Annotated in this window: 20 protein-coding genes; 8 read left to right on the top strand and 12 right to left on the bottom strand. The window is 64.1% G+C overall.

The window, feature by feature from the left end:
- Positions 1-31: 31 nt before the first annotated feature.
- The 5 genes from rodA to ABIC17_RS08995 all read right to left on the bottom strand — a co-directional run bounded on the left by rodA (position 32) and on the right by ABIC17_RS08995 (position 5,864).
- Positions 32-1,147: a rod shape-determining protein RodA gene (rodA, locus tag ABIC17_RS09015; RefSeq protein WP_354281098.1), complete on the bottom strand. Its 1,116-nt coding sequence runs from the start codon at positions 1,145-1,147 to the stop codon at positions 32-34.
- Positions 1,144-3,210, bottom strand: coding sequence for a penicillin-binding protein 2 (gene mrdA / locus ABIC17_RS09010; protein ID WP_354281664.1), 2,067 nt, complete (start codon positions 3,208-3,210; stop codon positions 1,144-1,146). Before mrdA ends, rodA begins: the two co-directional genes overlap by 4 nt.
- A gap of 29 nt (positions 3,211-3,239) precedes the next feature.
- Positions 3,240-3,749, bottom strand: coding sequence for a rod shape-determining protein MreD (gene mreD, locus ABIC17_RS09005; protein ID WP_354281096.1), 510 nt, complete (start codon positions 3,747-3,749; stop codon positions 3,240-3,242).
- Positions 3,746-4,678, bottom strand: a complete 933-nt coding sequence (locus ABIC17_RS09000) for a rod shape-determining protein MreC (protein ID WP_354281094.1) — start codon at positions 4,676-4,678, stop codon at positions 3,746-3,748. The genes mreD and ABIC17_RS09000 overlap by 4 nt, the downstream gene beginning before the upstream one ends.
- A 139-nt stretch (positions 4,679-4,817) precedes the next feature.
- On the bottom strand, positions 4,818-5,864 hold the full coding sequence (locus ABIC17_RS08995) for a rod shape-determining protein (protein WP_010163754.1): 1,047 nt from the start codon (positions 5,862-5,864) through the stop codon (positions 4,818-4,820).
- A gap of 158 nt (positions 5,865-6,022) precedes the next feature.
- Here ABIC17_RS08995 and mutL point away from each other — a divergent pair, with 158 nt between their 5' ends.
- Positions 6,023-7,849 (top strand): DNA mismatch repair endonuclease MutL, encoded by a 1,827-nt coding sequence (gene mutL / locus ABIC17_RS08990; RefSeq protein WP_354281092.1) that lies wholly within the window; start codon positions 6,023-6,025, stop codon positions 7,847-7,849.
- A complete protein-coding gene (locus ABIC17_RS08985) occupies positions 7,815-8,075 on the top strand; it encodes a hypothetical protein (protein WP_354281090.1) in 261 nt (86 codons plus the stop codon). Before mutL ends, ABIC17_RS08985 begins: the two co-directional genes overlap by 35 nt.
- Before the next feature lie 97 nt (positions 8,076-8,172).
- Here ABIC17_RS08985 and rplI read toward each other — a convergent pair whose 3' ends face one another.
- From rplI to rpsF, 3 genes are read right to left on the bottom strand one after another with little or no spacing between them, the layout of a single operon-like run.
- The gene (gene rplI, locus ABIC17_RS08980) at positions 8,173-8,778 is read right to left on the bottom strand and encodes a 50S ribosomal protein L9 (protein WP_354281088.1); all 606 of its coding nucleotides are present in this window, start codon (positions 8,776-8,778) and stop codon (positions 8,173-8,175) included.
- Between the two features lie 12 nt (positions 8,779-8,790).
- Complete coding sequence (gene rpsR, locus ABIC17_RS08975) at positions 8,791-9,015, bottom strand: 30S ribosomal protein S18 (protein WP_010163758.1); 225 nt, start codon at positions 9,013-9,015, stop codon at positions 8,791-8,793.
- Between the two features lie 13 nt (positions 9,016-9,028).
- A complete protein-coding gene (rpsF, locus tag ABIC17_RS08970) occupies positions 9,029-9,454 on the bottom strand; it encodes a 30S ribosomal protein S6 (RefSeq protein WP_026046601.1) in 426 nt (141 codons plus the stop codon).
- Between the two features lie 681 nt (positions 9,455-10,135).
- Between rpsF and ABIC17_RS08965 the strand changes: the two genes are divergently transcribed.
- Positions 10,136-10,699 (top strand): helix-turn-helix transcriptional regulator, encoded by a 564-nt coding sequence (locus tag ABIC17_RS08965; protein WP_354281086.1) that lies wholly within the window; start codon positions 10,136-10,138, stop codon positions 10,697-10,699.
- 38 nt (positions 10,700-10,737) lie between these two features.
- Here ABIC17_RS08965 and ABIC17_RS08960 read toward each other — a convergent pair whose 3' ends face one another.
- The gene (locus ABIC17_RS08960) at positions 10,738-11,115 is read right to left on the bottom strand and encodes an RcnB family protein (protein ID WP_354281084.1); all 378 of its coding nucleotides are present in this window, start codon (positions 11,113-11,115) and stop codon (positions 10,738-10,740) included.
- A 184-nt stretch (positions 11,116-11,299) separates the two neighbouring features.
- Here ABIC17_RS08960 and fabD point away from each other — a divergent pair, with 184 nt between their 5' ends.
- From fabD to mltG, 5 genes are all read left to right on the top strand, one after another.
- The gene (fabD, locus tag ABIC17_RS08955) at positions 11,300-12,235 is read left to right on the top strand and encodes an ACP S-malonyltransferase (RefSeq protein WP_354281082.1); all 936 of its coding nucleotides are present in this window, start codon (positions 11,300-11,302) and stop codon (positions 12,233-12,235) included.
- 12 nt (positions 12,236-12,247) lie between these two features.
- The gene (gene fabG / locus ABIC17_RS08950; protein WP_354281662.1) at positions 12,248-12,988 is read left to right on the top strand and encodes a 3-oxoacyl-[acyl-carrier-protein] reductase; all 741 of its coding nucleotides are present in this window, start codon (positions 12,248-12,250) and stop codon (positions 12,986-12,988) included.
- Positions 12,989-13,114: 126 nt separating this feature from the next.
- Positions 13,115-13,351, top strand: coding sequence for an acyl carrier protein (locus ABIC17_RS08945; RefSeq protein ID WP_354281080.1), 237 nt, complete (start codon positions 13,115-13,117; stop codon positions 13,349-13,351).
- Between the two features lie 123 nt (positions 13,352-13,474).
- Positions 13,475-14,734, top strand: a complete 1,260-nt coding sequence (gene fabF / locus ABIC17_RS08940; protein WP_354281079.1) for a beta-ketoacyl-ACP synthase II — start codon at positions 13,475-13,477, stop codon at positions 14,732-14,734.
- A gap of 7 nt (positions 14,735-14,741) precedes the next feature.
- The gene (gene mltG, locus ABIC17_RS08935) at positions 14,742-15,707 is read left to right on the top strand and encodes an endolytic transglycosylase MltG (protein ID WP_354281078.1); all 966 of its coding nucleotides are present in this window, start codon (positions 14,742-14,744) and stop codon (positions 15,705-15,707) included.
- Positions 15,708-15,803: 96 nt separating this feature from the next.
- Here mltG and ABIC17_RS08930 read toward each other — a convergent pair whose 3' ends face one another.
- The 3 genes from ABIC17_RS08930 to glk form a co-directional block, all read right to left on the bottom strand.
- Positions 15,804-16,037, bottom strand: coding sequence for a hypothetical protein (locus ABIC17_RS08930; RefSeq protein WP_354281076.1), 234 nt, complete (start codon positions 16,035-16,037; stop codon positions 15,804-15,806).
- 182 nt (positions 16,038-16,219) lie between these two features.
- Positions 16,220-16,834: a bifunctional 4-hydroxy-2-oxoglutarate aldolase/2-dehydro-3-deoxy-phosphogluconate aldolase gene (gene eda, locus ABIC17_RS08925; protein WP_354281072.1), complete on the bottom strand. Its 615-nt coding sequence runs from the start codon at positions 16,832-16,834 to the stop codon at positions 16,220-16,222.
- Positions 16,831-17,799 carry a glucokinase gene (gene glk, locus ABIC17_RS08920; RefSeq protein WP_354281070.1) on the bottom strand — a complete coding sequence of 323 codons (969 nt, stop codon included), beginning with the start codon at positions 17,797-17,799 and terminating at the stop codon, positions 16,831-16,833. The genes eda and glk overlap by 4 nt, the downstream gene beginning before the upstream one ends.
- Positions 17,800-17,822: the final 23 nt, after the last annotated feature.

Genomic DNA, 17,822 nt, shown 5'->3' with positions numbered 1-17,822 from the left:
AACCCTTTTTTACACTGCACCGCAAAAAAAACTACCAGCGCGTCTCTTTTCTGCGGTTCGATCGGTCGATCGACATCAGGATCCCCAGGCACAGCATGAACGTCATCTGGCTCGACCCGCCGTTGCTGATCAGCGGCAGCGGCACGCCGACGACCGGCGCCATGCCCATCACCATCGCCATGTTGATCGCGACATAATAGAAGATCGTCGCAGCCAGTCCCGCGGCGGTCAGCTTGGCGAAGCGGGATTGTGCCTGAAGCGCGGTCGAGACGCCCCATTGCACGATCAGCACGAACGCGACGATCAGCAGCACTCCTCCGATCAGCCCCCATTCCTCCATCATCGTCGCCAGCGCGAAGTCGGTATGGCCCTCTGGCAGATAGTCCAGATGGCTCTGGGTGCCGTTGAGGAACCCCTTGCCGAAGATCCCGCCCGATCCGATCGCGATCTTGGACTGGCTGATGTGGTAGCCGATCCCGAGCGGGTCGCTCTCCGGATCGAGGAAGACGAGGATGCGGTTGCGCTGATATTCGTGCAGCACGAAATTGAACGCGATCGGCACCGCCGCGCCCAGTGCGAGCGCTCCCCCGATAAACAAGCGCAGCGGGACGCCGGCGAGGAACATCACCGTGATCCCGCCGATCGTGATCATCAGTGCGGTGCCGAGGTCGGGCTGTTTCATCACCAGCGCGGCGGGCAGCAGGATCAGGATTGCCGCGGGCCAGATCGCGCTGAACCGCCTGGTTTCATTGGGCGGCAGCATGTCGTAGAATTTGGCGCAAGCCAGCACGATGCACGGCTTCATCAGCTCGGATGGTTGCAGGCGCATGAACCCGACGTCGAGCCAGCGCTGGCCGCCGCCGCGCACCGCCCCGACCAGTTCGACCAGCACCAGCATGATGCACAGCAAGACATAGGCCGGCAGCGCGCCGGTCTGCCACCAGCGTTCCGGGACGCGCGCCAGCGCGAGTGCGCCGCCCAGCAGCATGAAGAAACGGATCCCCTGCGACATCGCCCACGGCTTGATGCTGCCGCCCGCGGCGGAATAGAGGATCAGGAGGTCGAAACACCCGATCGCCAGCACCAGCAGAATGATCTTCCACGGGAGCTGGATCAGCGGGGCGGGGACGATGCTGCGGCTGCTCATTCGAGGTCGTGCTCCGTGCTGCCCGACTCCGCGACGGTATTGCCCGCCGCCGCGGAGTTGGCGAGCGCCTCTGCCGCCGCTGCGTCGGCCGCCGCCGCGGCACGGACGGCAGGGGCGTCTGTCGGCGCGGGGGCACCGAGCTCGGTCTGGACCGCCGCGGGCTTTGGTGCATTGGCCGCACGGTAAGCCGCGCTCTCGGCGGCCATGCGGGTGCGAATATCGCCGCCCCAGGTCGGCTCGGCCTCCGCCAGCGATGCGATCGCGCGGTCGCGGTCGAACAGCCACGTCATGATGTCGCGGCCGATCAACGGCGAATCAAGATTGCGCACGGTATGGCCGCCATGCTCCAGCACGACGCTGGCGGCGTAACGCGGGTTGTCGGCGGGTGCGAAACACACGAACAGCGCGTGATCGCGTAGCTTGAACGGTAGCGACGCGTTCTTGAGCACGCCCGATCCGCGCTCTGCCATCGAAATGCGGCGGACCTGCGCGGTGCCGGTCTTTGCTGCGATCGACACGCCCGGGATCAGCATGCGCGCCGCCCCGCCGGTGCCGCCCTGGTTGACGACGCCGTACATCGCGTCGCGGACCAGCGCGAGATGCGCGGCGTCATAGGGCAGGGGTGCCGCGTTATGATGAATCTGGCTGGCCAGAATGCTTGGTTCGAGGTGTTTGCCCGATGCCAGTCGCGCGGCCATCACCGCGAGTTGCAGCGGATTGGACAGCACATAGCCTTGGCCGATCGACGCGTTGAGCGAATCCGCAACTGTCCAGTCTGCCTTGTATTTCCGTAACTTCCACGCGGGATCTGGCATCGTGCCGTACCGTTGCGAACCGAACGGCAAGTCGAACTTCTGTCCCAGCCCGACCGTCCGCGCGATCGGCGCGATCCGGTCGTAGCCGAGCCGGCGGACCATCTCGTAGAAATAGATGTCGCAGCTCTGCATCACCGCGTTCTTCATGTCGAGCGGACCATGCCCACGCTTCTTGTGGCAATGGAACACCCCGGTCCCAAGCCGCATCGCGCCGGTGCAATTGATCCGCTGACGCGGATCCACGCCCGCCTCGAGCAACGCCAGCGCGTTCATCGGCTTGACCGTCGAGCCCGGCGGATACAGCCCCTGCAGGACCTTGTTCATCAACGGAACGTGGTCGTTATCCGACAGCATCTTCCATTCGAGATGACTGATCCCGTCGGAGAAGGCGTTGGGGTCATAGGCCGGCATCGAGACCATCGCGAGCATCTCGCCGGTCAGGCAATCGATCACGACAACCGACCCTGAGTTGGTTCCCAGCCGCCTTGCCGCATATTCTTGCAACCCTGCGTCGATCGTCAGTCGCGTATTCTGACCGGGCTGGTCGGGGCGGGTCGCTAGCTCGGCGACCAGCTTGCCCCGCGCGGTTACCTCGACGCGCTTTTGTCCCGCGACGCCGCGCAAGGTCTTTTCCAGCGTTTTTTCGAGGCCATCCTTGCCGAGCTTGAATCCCGGTGTGACCATCAATTGATCGTGCGTCTGCTTGTACTGATCGGCCGAAGCCGCACCGACATAGCCCGTCAGATGCGCGACCGCCGCCGCAGCCGGATAGCTGCGCGAAAAGCCCCGCGTCGGGGCTACGCCCGGGAGTTCGGGCAGCCGCACGCTGACCGCGGCGAACCGCTCCCAGTCGAGGTTCTCGGCTACCTGCACGGGCTGGAAGCCCGCCGCATGGGCGAGGTCCGCATTGAGTCGCTCCATCTCCTCGGGCGGCAACCGCAGGATATCACGCAGCAACGCGAGCACACGGTCCTTGTCCTCGAGCCGGTCGGGAATGATGTCGACGCGGAAATCGGTACGGTTGTTGGCGATCGGCGCGCCGTGCCGATCGACGATCCAGCCCCGCCGTGGCGGCACCAGCGTCATGTTGACGCGGTTGCTCTCCGACAGGGTGGTGTAATGCTCGTTCTCGGCCACCGACAGCCACGCCATGCGCCCGGCCAGCGCCAGACCCACCGCACCCTGGCCGAAGCCGAGCAGCACCGCACGCCGCGAGAAGCTGAAACTTTGCGCGGCTTCGGTCATCATCTTGTTCGAATTGCCGAAGGTCGGCCCGTTCACACCGTTTCCTCCTCGCGCGTGAGCATCGTGCAGATGCGCGTCGCGAGGGGAAACAACAAGGTGGTTACCGCAATCTGCAGCATCAAAAGCGTGTCGACGTGCGCGGCAAGCGGCGAAGCGACGAGCCGACCCAGAATCAGGCAGAAGCAGATCGACCCACCCGCGATCAGCCAGTCCTGCCAGAAATCGCGAAACACGACGCGTTGGTCGATCAGGTCGATCATGAAAAAGCACAATGTCCAGAACAGCATCGCATTGCCCAGCGGTTGTCCGCTCAGCAGATCGTCATACAGGCCGAGCGGTAACGCCGCCCATACGGGCAGGCTCAGCGGGCGCAACAGCCGCCAGCCGAGCAGCATCAGCAGCCCGAGCGGGGGAAACACCGGGAAGCTTGCGATCACGGGCCACACCGCGAAGGTGGAGGCGATCACGACCGACAGCGCGGGCACGAAGCGCGAGAAGCTCGTATCTGGTGGCTCGTCGAAGGGGCCGCGGATCTGGCTCATCGTGTGGCTGGCTTCGCAGCAGTCGGTGTGGGCTTTGGCTTGGGAGTCGGCTTGGGCGCGGGCTTGGGGACCGTCAGCGGGGGCGGGGCAGGCATGAAGGCGCGCTCGACCATCGCGTAATCGAGCGTGTCGGGCTGCGCATAAGTTCGCGCGAGACCGGCTTCGCGGCCACGGCGGATGACGTGCGCGACCGGAACGTCGGGGGGATAGATCCCGCCGATACCCGAGGTCACGAAGACGTCGCCCGGGCCGAACGGCGCGGTCGCGGTTGCGACCGAGCGGATGTCGACCAGCCCGTCGCCGCGCCCGGCCGCGAGCGCGGGCATGCCGTCGCGGGTCCGGCGGACCGGCACGACGCTTTCCGGATCGGTCAGCAACAACACCCGTGCGCTGTTGGGCCCCGTCTCCAGGACGCGACCCACCAGTCCATCCGGCCCGACGACCGGCTGGCTCGATGCGACTCCCTGCCAGGACCCGGCATTGAGCACCCCGAAGCGGCGCGTGCTGGTGGCAGACGAACTGACCAGGCGCGCGGTTACGACGGGCTCGGCGATGCGCTCGCGCAGTCGCAGCAGCGCGGTCAGGCGGCGATTCTCATAGCCGAGCGAGCGCGCGCGCATGAACAGCGCGTGCTGGTCGCGCAGTTGCTTGTGCAGGCGCTCGTTCTCGGCTTTCACCCCGAAGTAACTGCCGACGCTTCCGGGGATCGCGCCGAACCACTGGCCGACGCTCGACAGGCCCGACGATATAGGCGTCGTCACTTCCGCGACGCTCGCGCGCAGGACCGCGAAAGCCGGCGGATCGATCGCCGACAGCGCCAACAGCACCGCAGCGACCAGCGAACCGGCGGCGGCAATCACATAGCCGAGAAACAAACCATATTGCGCCCGCCGCGAAAAACCCGGGCGCCGATTGCGAGGCGGCGCCATGTTACCCCCATCCAAAGGCCCAAGGGCCGCCTGATGCTACGATCTGTAGCGATGGCCGTCTGCGCTGCGTAGGGTTTCGCGAACCCGTCCTCGCAGACGAACCATATGTTTCAAATAGCGACCACAGCCGCCGTACGCCTCATGCGCTGTGCAACACACCACGGTAGATCGGATCCTCGAGCGCACGCCCGGTGCCGAGCGCCACGCAGGTAAGGGGGTCGTCCGCGATCGTGACGGGCAGGCCGGTCTCGTCGCGCAGAACCTCGTCGATGCCCTTGAGCAGCGCGCCGCCGCCGGTGAGCACGATGCCCTGATCGACGATATCCGCCGCCAGCTCGGGCGCGGTATTTTCGAGCGCGATGCGGACACCCTCGACGATCTGGCCGACCGGTTCGCTGAGCGCCTCGGCGATCTGGCCCTGGTTGATCTGGATTTCCTTGGGTACGCCGTTGACGAGATCGCGCCCTTTGACGTGGATCGTCAGGCCGATCCCGTCGAGCGGCGGCTTGGCGACGCCGACTTCCTGCTTGATCCGCTCTGCGGTCGCATCGCCGATCAGAAGGTTGTGGTTGCGACGGACATAGGACACGATCGCCTCGTCCATCTTGTCCCCGCCGACGCGGACCGAGGTGGTGTAGGCGAGACCACGCAGCGACAGCACCGCGACTTCAGTCGTGCCGCCGCCGATGTCGACGACCATCGAGCCGATCGGCTCGGTCACGGGCATGTCTGCCCCGATCGCGGCGGCCATCGGCTCCTCGATCAGCCAGACCTGGGATGCGCCAGCGTTCGACGCGGCATCGCGGATGGCGCGGCGCTCGACCGAGGTCGAGCCCGAGGGAACGCAAATGACGATCTGCGGCCAGCGCATGAAGCGCCGCTGCCCGCCGTGGACCTTGCGAATGAAGTGGGCGATCATCTGCTCGGCGACATCAATATCGGCGATGACGCCGTCGCGTAAGGGGCGGATTGCCTGGATACTATCGGGGGTCTTGCCCATCATCAGCTTGGCGTCGTCGCCGACCGCCTTGACGCGCTTGACGCCGTTCAGCGTCTCGACCGCGACGACCGAGGGTTCGTTGAGCACGATCCCGCGCCCACGCAGATAGACGACCGTATTGGCGGTCCCCAAATCGATCGCCATGTCGTGCGAGGAAAAGCGAAAAAGATTCGAGAAAAAGCCCATGGATCGTTCCGTTTCACGCCGGGTGCGGTGGCTTCCGGCAGGTCGCATTTCGCCCCCGCGAAGTGCTTAAACCCATGGCTTTCAGAGCGACGCTCACGCCCTGGTTAAGTCACGGATACAGCTCGCGGGATGCCGTCGCTTGGGCTAGAGCTTAAGGCATGTCAATACGCCGCCTCCCCGAACATCTCGTCAATCGCATCGCTGCCGGTGAAGTGGTCGAACGGCCAGCCAGCGCGTTGAAGGAGCTGGTCGAGAATGCAATCGACGCGGGCGCAACGCGGATCGCGGTGCGGCTGGCGGGGGGCGGGACCGACTTGGTCGAAGTGACCGATGACGGCTGTGGGATGAACCCCGCCGACATGGCGCTCGCGCTCGAACGCCATGCGACGTCGAAGCTTCCGGACGAGGCAATCGAAGCGGTCAGCACGCTCGGTTTTCGCGGCGAGGCCTTGCCGTCGATTGCGAGCGTCGCGCGGATGACGCTCGAGAGCCGTATGCCCGGCGCGGAAGGTTGGTCGCGCGTGATCGACAATGGCGTGCTGATATCCGAAGGCCCCGCCGCGATCCCGCCGGGGACTCGGGTGCGGGTCGAGGCACTGTTCGCCCGCGTGCCGGCGCGGCGCAAGTTCCTGCGCTCGCCGCGCGCAGAGTTCGCGGCGTGCATGGACGTCGTGCGGCGTCTCGCGATGGCGCGGCCTGACATCGGCTTCTCGGTCGAGCATGACGGACGGCGGTCGCTGTCGGTCAGCGCGGACGAGACCTTGCCCGACCGCGTCGCGGGGCTGACCGATCGCGGGCTGGTCGAGAATGGCGTCGGGATCGATTTCGTCCGTGAGGGGATCGGGCTTGGCGGGATTGCCGGGCTGCCGACCTTCAATCGCGGAATCGCGGATCACCAATATCTTTTCGTCAACGGGCGTCCGGTAAAGGATCGTCTGCTGATCGGCGCGATCCGCGGTGCCTATGCCGAGATGATGCCGCGCGACCGGCATGCGGTGGTGGCGCTGTTCCTCGACGTTCCGCCGGATGCGGTCGACGTCAACGTGCATCCGGCGAAGACCGAAGTGCGGTTTCGCGATCCGGCGCTGGTGCGTGGGCTGATCGTCAGCGGGTTGCGGAGGGCGCTGGACGAGGCGGGGCATCGCAGCCAGCGGCCCACGGAAACTGCGCTCGCGGCTTGGACAACAGAAAATAGCCCCTCCCCTTCAGGGGAGGGGTTGGGGTGGGGAAGTCCAGCACAACTGGCTCTCGGTGAGACACGCCCCACCCCCAACCCCTCCCCTGAAGGGGAGGGGCTAAGTATCGATCAACGCTCCTATTCCGTTTCCGACCGCCGCGCCTTCTTCACCCCACCCCCACTAGCCCGCGCCGAGCCCGCCTACGCCCCACCCCCGGAAACGGTCGACTTCCCCTTGGGCGTAGCCCGCGGCCAGGTCGCCAAGACCTACATCGTCGCCGAGGCGCAGGACGGGCTGATCCTCGTCGACCAGCACGCCGCGCATGAACGCCTCGTGCTCGAACGGATGCGCAAGGCGATGGCGTCCGGCGGAGTCGCCAGTCAGGCGCTACTGCTCCCCGAAGTCATCGAGCTGGAGGAAACCGCCTGCGACCGGCTCGAGGCACGCGCTGCCGAGCTCAGCGACTTCGGCCTCGACCTCGACCGCTTCGGCCCGCGCGCGATGCTCGTCCGCGGCGTGCCTGCGATGCTCGGGCAGAGCGACGTCACCGGACTGGTGACCGATCTCGCCGACGAACTCGCCGCGTTCGACGAGGCCTTGTCGTTGCGGGAACGACTCGATCACGTCGCCGCGACGATGGCGTGTCACGGTTCGGTGCGGGCAGGGCGGATCCTGTCGGTCGCCGAGATGAACGCGCTGCTCCGCGAAATGGAAGTCACCCCGCATTCGGGGCAGTGCAACCACGGCCGCCCGACATGGGTGAAGCTGGCGCATGGCGACATTGAACGGCTATTCGGCCGAAAATAGCTGCGTCTCGCTATTGTTCGTTTCGCGCGTGGTTGAGACGAACCGTGCGGGGGAAGGTGAAACCCGGCGTTTCGTTCATCTGGCGGACACAAATGCCGAGCGGTGCATTTACACGACAACAGCCCCCATCGCCGTATCGGACCTCCCCATGACCAAAGTTCTGCCCGTCGTCTTCGCCCTCATCCCGCTCGCAGCGCTTGTCGGGGCGTGCGCGGTCACCGGCTAAGCCTGACCCAAGTCCGCCGAGCGACGCCCGGCACACAAACGAAAAAGGGCCGCCCGGATCACTCCGGACGGCCCTTTTCGTATCGTAACCGAGTGACTTAGGCCGCGGCAGGTGCCTCAGCGTCGTCCTGGTTCGACGAAACCTCGGCGGTCGCGCCGGGCTCTGCGTTGGGATCGTAATCCTCAACGAAGCCAGCCTCGTCCTTTTCGAACATGGCTTCCATGACGTTGACGCCCTCGGCCTGCATCTTCGCCTCTTCGGGCGAACGTGCAATGTTGACCTTGATCGTCACCGACACTTCCGGGTGCAGCGAAACCTTGACCTCATAGAGGCCAATGGCCTTGATCGGCTTGTTGAGCACGATCGCCGACTTCGACACCTTGTGGCCTTCGGCTTCGAGGATCTCGATCAGATCGCGAACCGCAACCGAGCCGTACAGCTGGCCGGTGTTCGATGCCTGACGGATCAACGTCACGGTCGTGCCGTCGATGTCCTTGGCTTCGACTTCCGCTTCCGAACGACGCGCTGCGTTCTCGGCAACGATGTTCTCGCGGTTCTTCTCGAAGACCTTGCGGTTGGCTTCGTTGGAGCGAAGCGCCTTCTTGTTCGGCAGGAGGAAGTTGCGGGCGAACCCGTCCTTCACCTTGACGACGTCGCCGATGTTGCCGAGCTTGTCGACGCGTTCCAGCAGGATGACATCCATCTCAGCCGCTCCTTACTTAACGATGTAGGGCAGAAGGCCCAGATGACGCGAACGCTTGATCGCCTGGGCGAGTTCGCGCTGCTTCTTTGCGCTCACCGAAGTGATGCGCGACGGGACGATCTTGCCACGCTCGGACACGAAGCCCTGGAGCAACCGGACGTCTTTGTAATCGATCCGGGGAGCGTCTTTTGCGGAGAACGGGCAGCTCTTGCGGCGGCGGAAAAATGGGCGTGCCATGGTCTATACGTCCTTATTCGCTATCGAAGTCACGACGCGGGCGGTCGCCACGGTCAGGACGATCGCCACGGCCTTCACGGCCGCCTTCGCGGTCGCCACGACGCTCACGGTCGCGCTCGGACTTGCGCATCATCACGGTCGGGCCCTCTTCGAGCGCGTCGACCTTGACGGTCATGTAGCGGATGATGTCTTCGTTGATCTGCGTCTGGCGCTCGAGCTCGGCGACGACACCGGCAGGGGCGTCGATTTCGAGCATCACGTAATGCGCCTTACGGTTCTTGGCGATCTTGTACGCCAGGCTACGCAGACCCCAGCTCTCGGTCTTGACGACCCGGCCTTCGTTATCGTTCACGATCTTGGTGGCGGTTTCCGCCAGGGCGTCCACCTGCGCTTGTGCCAGATCCTGGCGCGCAAGGAACACGTGCTCGTATAGAGCCATGTGTCTCGTCTCTCTCTTTTGGCCGATCGCTGACGCCGCACCATGCGGACGCCCCTCCGGCTGTCGTCTCGGGAATCACATACGACGACCATCTCTGGCCGCAGCACGGGCGAGCCCTTTGCCCGATCTGCCGCCTGAGCACAAGCAACATGTTTGGGGGTGCCGTGCTGGGTGTAACAAACCCTGCGGCGTAATCTGAAACGATTACAGCGTGGTGCGCATGGTATCGGGCGTTACTACTCCATCCTTAGTACAACCTATACACGATCTGCCGTATTTTTGTTTAATCGAGGGGAATGTAAGAGATGAAGGCAGGAGGGTTCCTTTAATGATCCTACTAATCCAGCTGTTCATCGGCACCACACTTTTCTCTCTGGGATTTGTCGTTGGCTGTTTTTGGAGTACAAACTTCGTTCGGGACAGGATGGAGCGCAACAACGCGCTGGGTGGGGGCGTACGAGTAGCCGATCCACAACACATACGGTCGAATGAACCGGTGTTTTCATTCGTGGGTGGGGAAAGGACTTCAGGTCAATGACGACAAGAGTCGCAATTCGATCGGATCACTTACAGCTTTACCAAGCCTGTAATATCCATGCGCCGGTATCCGACCGATACCTGGCAACGTTTGACCTGGACGCTGACGGCGTATTGTTGGGCTGTAATGCGGTGGGACAGCATATGCTCGACCGGGGGAATATCCTCCGCGGCGCATTGCAACACCCGGTTTCGTGGGCTTCGACCGATCTCAGCGAGAAGATGAACGCGGCGCTCGGCGAACGCGGGGGTGATGTCTTGCTGGTGTCGGTGATGGACACGACTGGTGCGCGTCATGCCATTCTCGTCGCGCGCGATACCGCGATCGGCACGTTTCGCGCATCGACCCGAACACGAATGGTCGTCCGCGACCTGCTCGCATGGGCCGAATCCGAGATCCTCGTGCCATCGCGCGTGTATCTTCTGACGGCGAGCGAGACGTCGCTGGCGCAGAGCCTTGTGATCGGTCGGTCGTTGACGACCCACGCCAAACTGCGCGGATCGGTGGTGGCAACCGTTCGCAAGCAGTTGTCAGCGATCTTCGCCAAGACGGGGACGAGCCGTCAGGTTGAACTGGTCGCGACCTTGCTCGCCACGGCGGCACTGCATGACCCGTGGGCGACCGAAACCGCTACCCATGCCTTTGTTCCCCCAAGCCAGGCGGACCGTACCCTGATCCGCCGGCCAAATGCGCGGGTAAGCCATTGATCGGCTTACCCGCGGCTTTTTCGGCCAAAATGCAGGGATTAGTTGAACGCGCCCGACAGGACCGCGCCGACGATCCCGCCGCTGAGCGCGATCAACACCGCGTCATTGCCTGAACGAACCCAGCGATAGCCACGCGGTGGGGCATAGAGGCGCCGCGAACGGTACGTCCGCCAGTCGTTGATCTCGCGATAGTTCGACGCGTAGCGACGATCGAACCGCTGCCCTTTTGCCCAGCGGCGATTGGGCTGCGCGACGTTGCGGCGGTTGACCGTCGTGCGCTTGGTCACCACCGTCCCGTTCGGGCGTTCGCGGACGACCGTGGTGGTCTGGCGCTGCTGCTGCGCTTCTGCGCTGGTCGCCGCAATCGGGCTGGCCGCCGCGGCAGTGGCGAGGATCGCGATGATCATCTTTCTCATGACAAACTCCTGTAACTCAACGGCGCCTTGCTCCCGGCGTCGCTCTCTATCTGGAGGGTCATTGTCGCGTATCCGTCCCGATCTTCGTCACAAATGGTCGCAAGATGTCGCGGCGATGTCGTATCCGTTCAGGTTGACGCGGGTTCGGTCGAAAGCCTAACCGCCCGGACAAAGGAGTGGTGCGATGCGAGCGTTTGTATTTCCGGGGCAGGGCAGTCAGGTCGTCGGCATGGGGCGTGCACTTGCCGAGGCCAGCGCCGTGGCGCGTGCGGTGTTCCAGGAGGTCGACGATGCGCTGGGGCAGCATCTCTTCCGTCTGATGACCGACGGTCCCGAGGATCAGTTGCAACTGACCGAGAACGCCCAGCCCGCGATCATGGCGAACGCGATCGCGACCTTGCGCGTGCTGGAAGCCGACGGTGGCATCCGGTTGGCCGACAAGGCGGATTATGTCGCCGGCCATTCGCTTGGCGAATATAGCGCCTTGTGTGCGGCCGGTGCGGTCGACCTCGCCACCACGGCGCGCCTGCTCAAGTTGCGGGGGCAGGCGATGCAGGCGGCGGTCCCTGTCGGCATGGGAGCGATGGCCGCTTTGCTCGGCGCGGATGTCGACAAGGCGCGAGCGATTGCCGATGCCGCGGCGGAGGGCGAAGTCTGCACCGTCGCGAACGACAACGATCCCTCGCAGGTGGTCATCTCGGGGCACCGCGGCGCGATCGAGCGTGCGGTCGCGCTGGCGAAGGAGATGGGTGCCAAGCGCGCAGTGCTGTTGCCGGTCTCCGCGCCGTTCCACTGCCCGCTGATGCAACCCGCGGCGGACGCGATGGAACGCGCTCTTGCCGATGCGCGGATCGAAGCGCCGCTCGTACCGGTCTTTGCCAACGTGACCGCCGCCCCGGTCGCCGATGCCGACACGATTCGGCGTCTGTTGGTTGAGCAGGTGACCGGGATGGTCCGCTGGCGGGAATCGGTGCTGGCGATGGCGGACACCGGGGTCGAGCGGTTCGTCGAATTTGGCGGCAAGGTGCTGACCCCCATGATCAAGCGGATCGCGCCCGATGTCGAAACCACCAGCGTGGTGACGATGGACGATATCGAAGCGCTCGCAAAAGCGCTCTGACGGAGAAAGATGATGTTCGATCTTACGGGAATGACCGCGCTCGTTACGGGCGCATCGGGCGGGATCGGTTCCGCCATTGCAAAGTCCCTTGCGGCACAGGGCGCGCGACTGGCGGTGTCGGGATCCAACGTCGCCAAGCTTGAAGCCTTTCGCGACAGTCTGAACGGCGATCATGTCGCTTTGCCATGTAATCTGTCCGACGGCGCGGCCGTCGACGCGCTCGTGCCGCAGGCAGTCGAGGCGCTGGGCGGTAAGCTCGACATTCTGATTAACAATGGCGGCATCACGCGCGACAATCTCGTGATGCGGATGAAGGACGAGGAATGGGATGCGGTTATCCGCGTCAACCTCGAGGCAGCGTTCAGGCTGGCACGCGCCGCCGCGCGACCGATGATGAAGGCACGGTTCGGCCGGATCGTCTCGATCACCTCGGTCGTGGGCACGACGGGCAACCCGGGCCAGGCCAATTATGCAGCGTCCAAGGGCGCGCTGACCGCCATGTCCAAGGCATTGGCACAGGAACTTGCCAGCCGCGGCATCACCGTGAACTGCGTTGCACCGGGCTTCATCGCCTCGCCTATGACGGATGGTCTGCCCGATGCGCAGAAAGACGCCTTGAATGCGCGGATTCCGATGGGAAAAATGGGCGAGGGCATGGATATCGGCGCAGCAGTCGTCTATCTCTCCAGTCGCGAGGCGGGCTATGTCACGGGGCAGACACTGCACGTCAACGGTGGCATGGCCATGATCTAAGCGCAGACGCCGCACGGTTCGCGGCGTTACCGTACCCGGGCGGGTGCCGGTTCCCCTTGCAAGGGGCCCGACCCCGTTCTAGGTGCGTTCAGGAATCAAGAACCCCCAGCTACAGAGGGACGGAATATGAGCGAGACCGCAGACCGCGTTAAGAAGATCGTCGTCGAGCATCTCGGCGTTGAAGCCGACAAGGTGACCGAAGATGCGAGCTTCATCGATGATCTGGGCGCGGACAGCCTCGACATCGTCGAGCTGGTGATGGCTTTCGAAGAAGAATTCGAAGTCGAAATTCCGGACGATGCCGCCGAGAAGATCACGACCGTCAAGGACGCGATCACTTTCATCGACGAGAACAAGGGCTGAGCGCCACGCCATCGGCGCGGCAGCAACGCTGACGACAGAAGCGGCTCCCCGTCCCAGGGCAAATGACCGGGGGCGGGGGGCCGTTTTCCATTTGGAAGACCAGAAATTCAACGGGAGATGGCCATGCGCCGTGTTGTCGTAACCGGTTTGGGGCTCGTGACGCCACTTGGCGCCGAGGTCGAAACGGTTTGGGCGAACTTGCTCGCCTCGAAATCCGGCGCTGGGCCGATCACGCGCTTCGATGCGTCGAACCAGAAGTGCCGCATCGCATGCGAGGTGAAACCCGCCGATCATGCCTATGGGTTCGACCCCAATCTGCGTGTCGATCACAAGGTCCAGCGGCAGGTCGACCCCTTCATTATTTATGGCATTGATGCCGCAGGGCAGGCGCTGGAAGATGCCGGCCTGACCAACATGAGCGAAGCCGAACGCTATCGCGCCGGGTGCTCGATCGGTGCCGGGATTGGTGGTTTGCCGGGAATCGCTAGCGAATCACTGGTGTGCGAGAACAAGGGGCCTAGCCGCGTCTCGCCGCACTTCGTCCATGGTCGCCTGATCAACCTCATCACCGGCCAGGTTCAGATCAAATACGGGCTGATGGGCCCCAACCACGCAGTCGTCACGGCTTGCTCGACCGGCGCGCATTCGATCGGCGATGCCGCGCGGATGATCGCGCTCGACGACGCCGACGTGATGCTCGCGGGCGGCGCTGAAGGCGCGATCTGCCCGCTCGGAATCGCCGGCTTCGCGCAGGCGCGCGCGCTCTCGACCGCGTTCAACGACCAGCCGGAGAAGGCGAGCCGTCCGTATGACGTCGCGCGTGACGGCTTCGTCATGGGCGAGGGTGCAGGCGTCGTCTGCCTCGAGGAATATGAGCACGCCAAGGCACGCGGCGCGAAAATCTATGCCGAGGTGATCGGCTACGGCATGTCCGGCGATGCCTATCACGTCACCGCGCCGCACCCGGAAGGTTCGGGTGCTTTCCGGTCGATGGAAATGGCGATGAAGCGGTCCGGGCTGCAACTGTCCGATATCGATTATATCAACGCGCACGGCACATCGACGCCGCTCGGTGACGAACTCGAACTGGGGGCGGTCCGCCGTCTGTTCGGCAGCAACATCGATACGCTGTCGATGAGTTCGACCAAGTCGGCGATCGGGCATCTGCTCGGCGGCGCGGGTGCGGTGGAGAGCATCTTCTGCATTCTCGCGCTGCGCGACCAGATCGTGCCGCCGACGCTCAACCTCGATAACCCGAGCGAGAGTTGCGAGGGCGTCGACCTCGTCCCGCACGTTGCGAAGCAGCGTTCGGTCAAGGCTGTGCTCAACAACTCGTTCGGCTTCGGCGGGACGAATGCCTCGTTGATCATGACGGCGGTCTGACCAGACAATGCGTCGGCTTGGCTGCCTCGGCTTAGGCGCGTTGCTGGTCGCGGCGCTGGCAATCTATAGCGTTGCGCAGATGTGGGGCGGGCGTGGCCCGCTCAACCGATCGATCTCGGTGCAAATCGCACCGGGATCGAGCCTGGCGGCGGTATCGCTCCAGCTCGAAAAGGCCGGTGCGATCGCATCGGCGGATCGGTTCAGAGTTCTGGCGCGCGTCTTCGGGTCGAGCGCGCCGGTCAAGGCGGGCGAGTACCGCATCCCACCACGGCTGAGCCAGGCCGACATCCTCAAGGTTCTGCAAGGGACCAAGACGGTTCAGCGGTTCGTCGTGGTGCCGGAGGGCTATCCTTCCGTCATGGTCAAGCAGGTGTTGGACCGTACAGCGGAACTGACCGGGACGATCGAATCGCCGTCCGAGGGCAGCATCCTGCCTGACAGTTATGCGTATCAGCGCGGTGAGTCGCGGGCGCAGATGGTCGAGCGGATGCAAGCGCCGATGACGCAGTACCTCGCGCAAGCATGGGCCAAGCGGAAGCCCAATTTGGTTGTGAAGACGCCCCGCGAGGCGCTGATCCTTGCATCGATCGTCGAGAAGGAAACCGGCAAACCCGCGGAGCGCCGGATCGTCGCGGCGGTTTATGTTAACCGGCTTCGGCAGGGGATGATGCTGCAGGCGGACCCGACGATCATCTATCCCATCACCAAGGGAAAGCCGCTAGGTCGCAAGATCCTGTTGTCCGAGGTGCGGGCGGTGAACGCGTACAACACCTATGCGATGACCGGACTTCCCGCGGGGCCCATCTGCAATCCAGGGCGGGCCAGCATCGATGCGGTGCTCGATCCGGCGCAATCCAAAGCGTTGTATTTCGTGGCAGATGGTTCGGGGGGCCATGTGTTCGCCGACACGCTGGAACAGCATAATGCCAATGTCGTGAAATGGCGGGCCTACCGGCTCCAGCACGGGATCTGACCGGCAGGGCTATTGCGATAGCCGCGGCGTTGATGGCACAGCGGATGTGGGGGGAGCCGTACGCACCGGCTCAACCCCCAGCCGATCATTGCCGCCTTATTTGTTGATGCTGAAATAGTCCTTGCGGTGGGAATTGGTTTCGCCCGGCGTCAGCTTCGGGGCGGCGGACATGGCTACGGCCGTGCCGGTCGCCGGCTTGAGGACGAACCACTCTGGCCGGTCGATGGCGATCAGAAACGCCAGCATGCTGATCCCGAAAACCAGAAACAACAATGATCCGCGCAGCGTGTCGTGCGGGCCTGGGCGGTCTTTGTCGTTCGGTCCGGACATGGGCAATCTCCTGGGGTGGTAGCCTCCAAGATAAGTCGCAAAAAAAGCCCTAGTTTAACCAGCACGTTAGTTTTTATTGCTGCGACGCAGCACATGATTGCACGAAGACGAACGGCCTTGCCGTTACGGAACCACCCCAATCCGACCGCGTCACCCCGGAAACTCGGGGTGACGCGATACTATCACCCCCGCAAACCGTTTGCAGCCCGCGCCAACGCTTCGACCTCGGCCATCGACGCGCCCTTCGGCGTCACCCAGCTGCCGCCGACACACAATACCGGCTTGAACGCGAGCCATTCGGGTGCGCTCTGTTCGGTAATGCCGCCGGTCGGGCAGAAGCTGCACTGATAGAAGGGCGCGGCCAATGCCTTGAGCGCCTTGAGCCCACCGTTCGCTTCGGCGGGGAAGAACTTGAAGTGCGTCAGGCCCAGGTCCAGCCCGGTCATGATATCCGCCGCATTGGCGATCCCCGGCAGGAACGGTACGCCGCTATCGATGATCGGGCGCGCAAGGCGCTCGGTCAGGCCAGGCGATACGATGAATTCAGCACCAGCCTCCATCACTTGCGAGAACTGGTCGGTGTTGACGACCGTGCCGGCCCCCACGATCGCGCCGGAGACCTTCTTCATTTCGCGGATCGCATCCAGTGCGGCGGGCGTCCGCATCGTGACTTCGAGGACGCGCAAGCCGCCCGCAACAAGCGCCTCCGCCAGTGGCCGCGCGGTCGCGGCGTCTTCGATGACGAGCACGGGAATGACCGCGCTGGTCTGCATGATATCGACGATCGTTGCGGTCATTGTGTGTGCTCCTGCGCATAGGCAGCCGCCGCGCCGAACAGGCCCGGTTGCGGATGGGTGATGAGTTTGACGGGGATCGCGGACATGCGGTTCTGGAACCGGCCCTTGGCAGCGAACCGCTCGGCAAAGCCGGAGCGGGTGAAATGCTCCTTCAACCGAAGCCCCAACCCGCCTGCGATGACGACGCCGTTCGCCCCATGCGCAAGCGCAAGGTCGCTCGCGACCGAACCCAAGCTCATGCAGAAACGGTCGACCGCGGTGACGGCAAGACTGTCCTCGCCCTGCAATGCCGCCGTCCAGATCGCCTTGTCGTCGAGCCGCGTGATCGAGCGATGCTCGATATCCGCAAGCGTCTCGTAGATCGCCACGATGCCGGGCCCCGAAACGATCCGCTCGGCTGAAACACGGGTGTAAGCCTTGCGCAGGCGCTTCACCATCGCGTCCTCCAACGCATCGAGCGGCGCGAAATCGATGTGCCCGCCTTCGGTTTCGATGACATGGTAGCGATCGTGCGTCCGCAGGACTTGCGCGACACCCAAGCCGGTGCCGGGGCCGCAGACCGTCAGGACGCCGGTTTGCGGAAACGGTACATCCGGCCCGCACAGGTGGAGGAAGTCGTTGTGATCGACTTGCGCCACCGCCTGGCCGACCGCGCCGAAATCGTTGATCAGGACGAACTCGTCGACCTTGAGCCGTTCCTTGATCAGCGGCGGGCGGATCACCCAGGGGTTGTTGGTGAGCTTGATCACATCGCCGCTGATCGGGGACGCGACAGCAATCGCTGCAGCACGCGGGAGCGGTTGCCCAAGCTTAGCGCCGAACGCCTCCCATGCGGTCTGGAACCCGCCATATTCAGCTGTCTTGAGCGTCGTGGGTTCGCCCAGCGAGACGACACGGCCTTCCGCAACCTCCGCCAGCGCGAAGCGGGCATGCGTGCCGCCGATATCTACTGCAACGACCTGCATTCCATTCCTCTCTCTTCATCGAC

This window comes from Sphingomonas sp. PvP056 (genome assembly GCF_040549155.1).
Classification (GTDB): domain Bacteria; phylum Pseudomonadota; class Alphaproteobacteria; order Sphingomonadales; family Sphingomonadaceae; genus Sphingomonas.
The sequence above is the reverse complement of the archived record's forward strand: the minus strand, read 5'-3'. Positions and strand labels throughout refer to the sequence as shown.